Raw genomic sequence first — 5,325 nt, 5'->3', positions numbered from 1 at the left:
GAGCGTGACCTCCGTGAAAGCCGGCTCACTGCCGACGTGATCAATCAGACGAACGACCAGGCGACCATCCGTATCGAGCTTCGAGACAACGAGACTGGCTCCCCAATCGACCTCACTGCCGATGGTCGCCAGGCATCACTCAATGGAGAGTCGGGTGGGGGATACATCGAGTTCAACGACCAGCGTGTTCGGACGAATGAATCCGGTGTCGTGGTCGTGACCGTCGACCAACCCGGAATCTACACCGCACGCTATCACCCTGGAACGTGGCTTGTCGCAAATCCAGCGTACGTGTCTGACACGGCGACCGTACGGTGGCATCCACTTGGAACGCTCGAAGGATGGTTTGGATTACTCGTCGAGGTCGGCTGGCAGTTCATTCCATTCGTCGTGATGCTCTATGCTGGCACGCGCGTCCTTCGATTCTTCGGTCCGAGAGATGATTCTGAACGATATCCATGAAACACAATCAATCATATTTCAATAGACGTACCGTCCTCCGAACAGCAGCAGGTCTCTCACTCGTTGGTCTTACTGGCTGTCTCAACGGCAGTGGTGAGTCTGGTGGTGGGACCACCACCGCGAATGACGATTCCGATGGTCACAGTGTCCTGAGTCGAGTCGCTGTCGAGGGCACCGCACTTGTTGTCGAACTCGGGTCTGGGGCTGACGTAGAGCGCGTCAATCTCATCCGGCCGAATGGCGAGCTATTTGGAAAACGTGAGGTTGCGGCCGGTGTTCGACAGGTTTCGTTCGAGATTGGGACTACATATGACCCTGGTGAGTTTCGGGTTATCGCGGTTCAGGGCGAGGATACAGTCGCCGAGACGAGTGTGGAGATTCAGCCTGAACTCGAGATTGTGGATGTTGGTCTCTTCAGGAACAATCCCGACAAGCCGTGGGATGAGGTCTATGGAGAGAGTGAGACTAATCGTAGAAAAGATAGTGAGGCGTTTGTTTCAGTCCACAATTCTGGAACTGGTCCAGACGCGACAGTCTCACTTCGTTTCTCGGGGGATGTGCCAAATCCGGTTGATAACCCACGAAATGGGGGGATCTATGAGACTGATGAAATAGTCATCCCGGCCGGCAAGACTAGAGATGTGTACAGTAACTCTCGGCCATTTAGTGCACAGACCGGCGACGATGGTATGGGTTGTAGTGTGGACACGACCACTGGTGAGTTCTCTGTCTATGTTGAACCTCGAGTTTCTGGCAGCGAGACTTCGGAGACTTACGATGTCGAATACTCCGGCTCGGAGACAATGACCGATTGTGAGGTCAAAATCAGTGGTATCTGACCATGGTTGACCTGATTGACGTCGTTTTAGAGGGTTTCAAAGAAGCACTTGAGTGGCTCACTGATTCGTTCACTGATGGAATCGAAACCGGTTACAATACACTCTCGACTGAGCTATTCGGAACACCCACTCCAGAGACGAACGGTGCGTTTGTGTTCGGTACCCCAGTCAACAGTCCTTGGATTCAGATTCGAGAAGCGCTTGTTGGTGGCGAAATCATGCTCATCGCATTATTGCTGCTCGTAATGAGTGTCCAGGGTCGACACGTAATTCGTATTTTCAACATGGGGAGTACGTATGAGGCCCGTAAGACAAAGAAGAATGCCTGGGCTGGTGCTGTTTTCATCATCTCATGGTACTGGGTTGGCACCATCTCTCTGTACCTTGTAGACGGATTTGCCATCGCCCTCGTTCCATCTCTTACTAGCCTGTCAAGGGTTTTAGATGGGTTCCTGGGAGTGACAATCTCCAACCCCATACTAGGCCTCCTACTCGCAGCACTCGGTGGAATCTCAATGTGGGCAATCGAGGCGCTCTTCTTCATCCGCGAAATCTTGCTGTACGTCTACGTCTACGGGATGCCGATTGCCATCGCACTCGGATACGGAAACATCCCTGTCCTCTCTGATATCGCAATCGGGTTCGCAAAACGATTCGTTCCCCTAGTTGTCCTCCCACTCCCAGCAGCAGTCGTGTTCAAAGGCTACGACCTGCTGTTCGCCAGTGGAACGTTCTCGCCAGCAACTGCCTTCCTCCAATACCTCGTTGCCGTCTCTCTCCCCGTCATCGCACTCTACCTGACGTGGAAGACGTTCTCCTACGCAACCCCGCTAACTGCGAAGGCCATTGGATCGGCTAGCAGAGGCGCTGTCGTCGTTGGAAGCGTCGCCGCGGGTGCCTACGTCGGTGGTGCAGGCGTCGCAACGACCGCCGCTCGATGGGGGCCGAAAGCCGCCGCCGGTCAGATAATCGCACAGAAAGCCGCCGCACGGACTGCAGGCGACTCAGACGAACACTCGGCCTCGTATCGCCGTACCGAGAACGACCCACACAACTACAACCGTTAATTCATCATGTCGACTGATTCAGACGCTGCAAAACGCCGTATCATGGACGAGTTCGGAGAGGAAAGCCGCATTCCATTCCTCAATATCGAGGAGGGAGATGTTGGCGTTCTCATCGGGTTCCCACTACTCGGGCTGTTCATTGCTGGCCTCACTGGAATTGACTCGCTCGCACTCCCATTCATCGCAGGTGGATTCGGACTGGGTGCCGCTGTCGTCTACGTCGCCCCAGACCACCTCACTGCATGGGCATGGACGAAAGACGTGTATCGGTTCGCAAAGCGACCACGTCGGACGTTCAGTGCGGCGGAATCGGAGGACAGTTCCGTTCGCAACGAGGGTGGCCTCGCGAACTACACCCCATTCAAGCCAGATGAACGAACACAAGAGCTCACGAACATCAAGCGAGCGTGGCCCGGTGCGGGCGCGATCCAACGCTCGGACGGTGTGATGGAGGCGTTCATCGAAGTCAACCCAGGGAACATGGATTTCGCCATGTCAGATGACTGGGCGAGTCTCCAAGACGCAGGCGCGGAGTTCGCGAACAAAGAACTCAACTCGAAGCTCAAATTCCACGCAACGACGCGATCGTTCCCGGTTGAGCAACTCACCGAAAACATCGAACAGCGCCTTTCGGATGAAGACGTCACGCAGAATCCTGTCTTCCGCGAACTCCTCGAAGAGTACAAAGAGACACGCCCGCGGGCGATGCGAAACCGTGGAACCCAACAGATTCGCTTCTTTATCGGCGTTGAGGCCTCACCGTTGGAAGTCTATGACCGCTTCCGGGATGAACGAACTCCCGCAGAGAAACTAACCCAAATACCCGTCATCGGAATCCTGTTCAACCCGTTCGTCACACGCCGTGAAGACCTCTCAGAGGCCGAAGAGCGTGCGCGGATGTTCGAGAGACTTGATACTCGAATCGCAAACATCGATTCTGGATTCATCCAACAAGCATCGGGGTGGTCTGCTCGTCGACTCAGCACGGTCGAGTTGTTCGTGTTGACGATGGACTTCTGGAACGGCCACGAACACGACTACGACGACCCACAACGAGTCATCCGCGACCAGCCTATCATCGGAAACTCGCGGCGAGAGGATGGTGTCGATGCGTAATCTCACCCTCCAAATAGAGAGTGGACTCGTCACCCAACTTCTCGAGTGGCTTCAACAACCGACGTCACCCGAAGGTGCTGCACTCTACGCTGCAGGTGTGTTTACACTCGTTCTCCTTGGCATCGCCGCATGGAAACGCCGTACCACCAAAGAAGAACCTGAAGTCGACTTCTCGGACGTCCTTGATGAGGAAACGATCCAGACAGGACACACTGAGGGTCGACTCCTCGACGACGTTGCCGAATCACACAAAACGACGATTGCACCTGCGGCCATCGAATGGGAGACCCGTGCAGCACGCGTTGGCGAGCAGTGGACGTCGACACTCTACATCACTGACTACCCTGACTACCCGAATGATGGCTACCTGAGCGACCTCTTCCAGCTGACTGACGTCGAGTTCGACCTTACTGCGCATATCCGGCCGAAGAATCAGATGCGGGCTCGAAACGAACTCCAAGAGATCGCTGATGATCTCCAGGTGGATGCCGACCTCGAAAAGAGCGTTCGTAGTGGCTACCTCCAACAGCGGGCAAACCAAGCTGCAGCGACGTACAATGCTGTCGAGAGCGGGACGCGTGTCTTCGACCAGTCGTTGTTTGTCACTGTCCGCGCCGACACCAAGAATGAACTTCGTACTGCCGTCCAGGGCGTCAAAAGCGCGCTTCGGGATGAGCCAGCCAGTCTGACACCGAAAACTGCGATTTGCAAACAAGACCTCGCAATCCAATCAGCAGCACCAATCGGCAAGGACGTACTGGGCCGGAAGTCAATCGCACTCGGCGGTGCTGTTGGAGCGCTGCTTGCCTCGCCACACAACGCAACGATTCTCGAAGAAGGAGGCGTCGAGTTCGGTATCCACAAAGACACTCATAGTCCAGTGGTCATCGACCCGTTTGCCCGAGATAACGGCTATGCAATGTTCACAGTCGGCGATACTGGCTCTGGGAAGTCCTTTGGGTCGAAGCAGAACTTCATCCGCTCTATCGAACAGAGCAAAGACCGGATTGGCATCATCCTCGAACCACTCAACAACTGGGCTGGTGTCGCCGAAGCACTCAACGCCAAACGAATCACGGTTGGTGGGACACTCGGACTGAATCCCTTAGAGATTCGCCAGACCCCCGAACACGTCCAGCGAGCCATGGGTGAGGACGCAAGCCCGTTCAACGAGAAACTCGACGACGCGATGAGCTTCCTTACGAACTACTTCGCTCTCCGTGGCATCTCACTCGGCGACCGACGAACCACGCTCGAACTCGGACTCCAACAGGCATACGAACGCCAGGGAATCACCGACGAAATCACCACCCACGGTAATCCGAGTCCGACGATCCGCGATATGATGGACGTCTTCGAAGAGATGGTTGAGTCTCCACAGGCGTTCGTCGTTCGTACGAATGCCGAAGCACGGAAACTCCGTGAGGATGCGACGTGGCTCCTTGGGCAACTTCGACTGTTCGAAGAGGGTGGTCGATACGCAAATCTGGGTAGAGCATCTGAGTTCAACATTCGCGATGAGAAGGTCATCTACCTCGACTTAGCCCAGCAAGAAGGCAGCGTCAGCAGTAGCACGGCACTGACGATGCAACTTCTCATCTCCCTCGTCTACGAGCGTGCCAAAGAGACTGACAAGGAGGTTGTGTTCGTCATCGACGAAGCGCGGTATATCATGCAGGACGCTGCGAGTCTGGCGTTCTTGGAGACGGTATTCCGTCACCACCGACACCACGATCTCTCAATTCGATTGGTCACACAGACGGTCGACGAGTTCTTCGAACACGCTGAGTCCGAAGCCATTCTCGACCAGTGTGCAGTCAAGCAGTTCCACCATCTCGACG

General features: G+C 55.2%; 4 protein-coding genes and 1 pseudogene. All 5 read left to right on the top strand.

Annotated elements, in window-relative coordinates; translation table 11 throughout:
* A pseudogene (locus AUR66_RS21695) lies at positions 1 to 462 on the top strand (hypothetical protein); the annotation flags it as partial.
* Positions 459 to 1,301, top strand: coding sequence for a hypothetical protein (locus AUR66_RS03310; protein ID WP_058571089.1), 843 nt, complete (start codon positions 459 to 461; stop codon positions 1,299 to 1,301). The pseudogene AUR66_RS21695 and the gene AUR66_RS03310, both read left to right, overlap by 4 nt.
* Positions 1,302 to 1,303: 2 nt before the next feature.
* On the top strand, positions 1,304 to 2,368 hold the full coding sequence (locus AUR66_RS03305; RefSeq protein WP_058571088.1) for a hypothetical protein: 1,065 nt from the start codon (positions 1,304 to 1,306) through the stop codon (positions 2,366 to 2,368).
* A 6-nt stretch (positions 2,369 to 2,374) separates the two neighbouring features.
* Entirely contained in the window at positions 2,375 to 3,484 is a 1,110-nt protein-coding gene (locus tag AUR66_RS03300) for a hypothetical protein (RefSeq protein ID WP_058571087.1), read from the top strand.
* Positions 3,477 to 5,325: VirB4 family type IV secretion system protein (locus tag AUR66_RS03295; RefSeq protein ID WP_058571090.1), on the top strand; the 1,849-nt coding region annotated here is incomplete at its 3' end. The genes AUR66_RS03300 and AUR66_RS03295, both read left to right, overlap by 8 nt.

It is taken from the genome of Haloferax profundi (genome assembly GCF_001469865.1).
GTDB lineage: Archaea > Halobacteriota > Halobacteria > Halobacteriales > Haloferacaceae > Haloferax > Haloferax profundi.
The sequence above is the reverse complement of the archived record's forward strand: the minus strand, read 5'-3'. Positions and strand labels throughout refer to the sequence as shown.

What these genes read in the sequence shown, in the direction of transcription:
- AUR66_RS03310 (WP_058571089.1), top strand. Translation starts at nt 459, where the DNA reads ATGAAACACAATCAATCATATTTCAATAGACGTACCGTCCTCCGAACA.
- AUR66_RS03305 (WP_058571088.1), top strand. Translation starts at nt 1,304, where the DNA reads ATGGTTGACCTGATTGACGTCGTTTTAGAGGGTTTCAAAGAAGCACTT.
- AUR66_RS03300 (WP_058571087.1), top strand. Translation starts at nt 2,375, where the DNA reads ATGTCGACTGATTCAGACGCTGCAAAACGCCGTATCATGGACGAGTTC.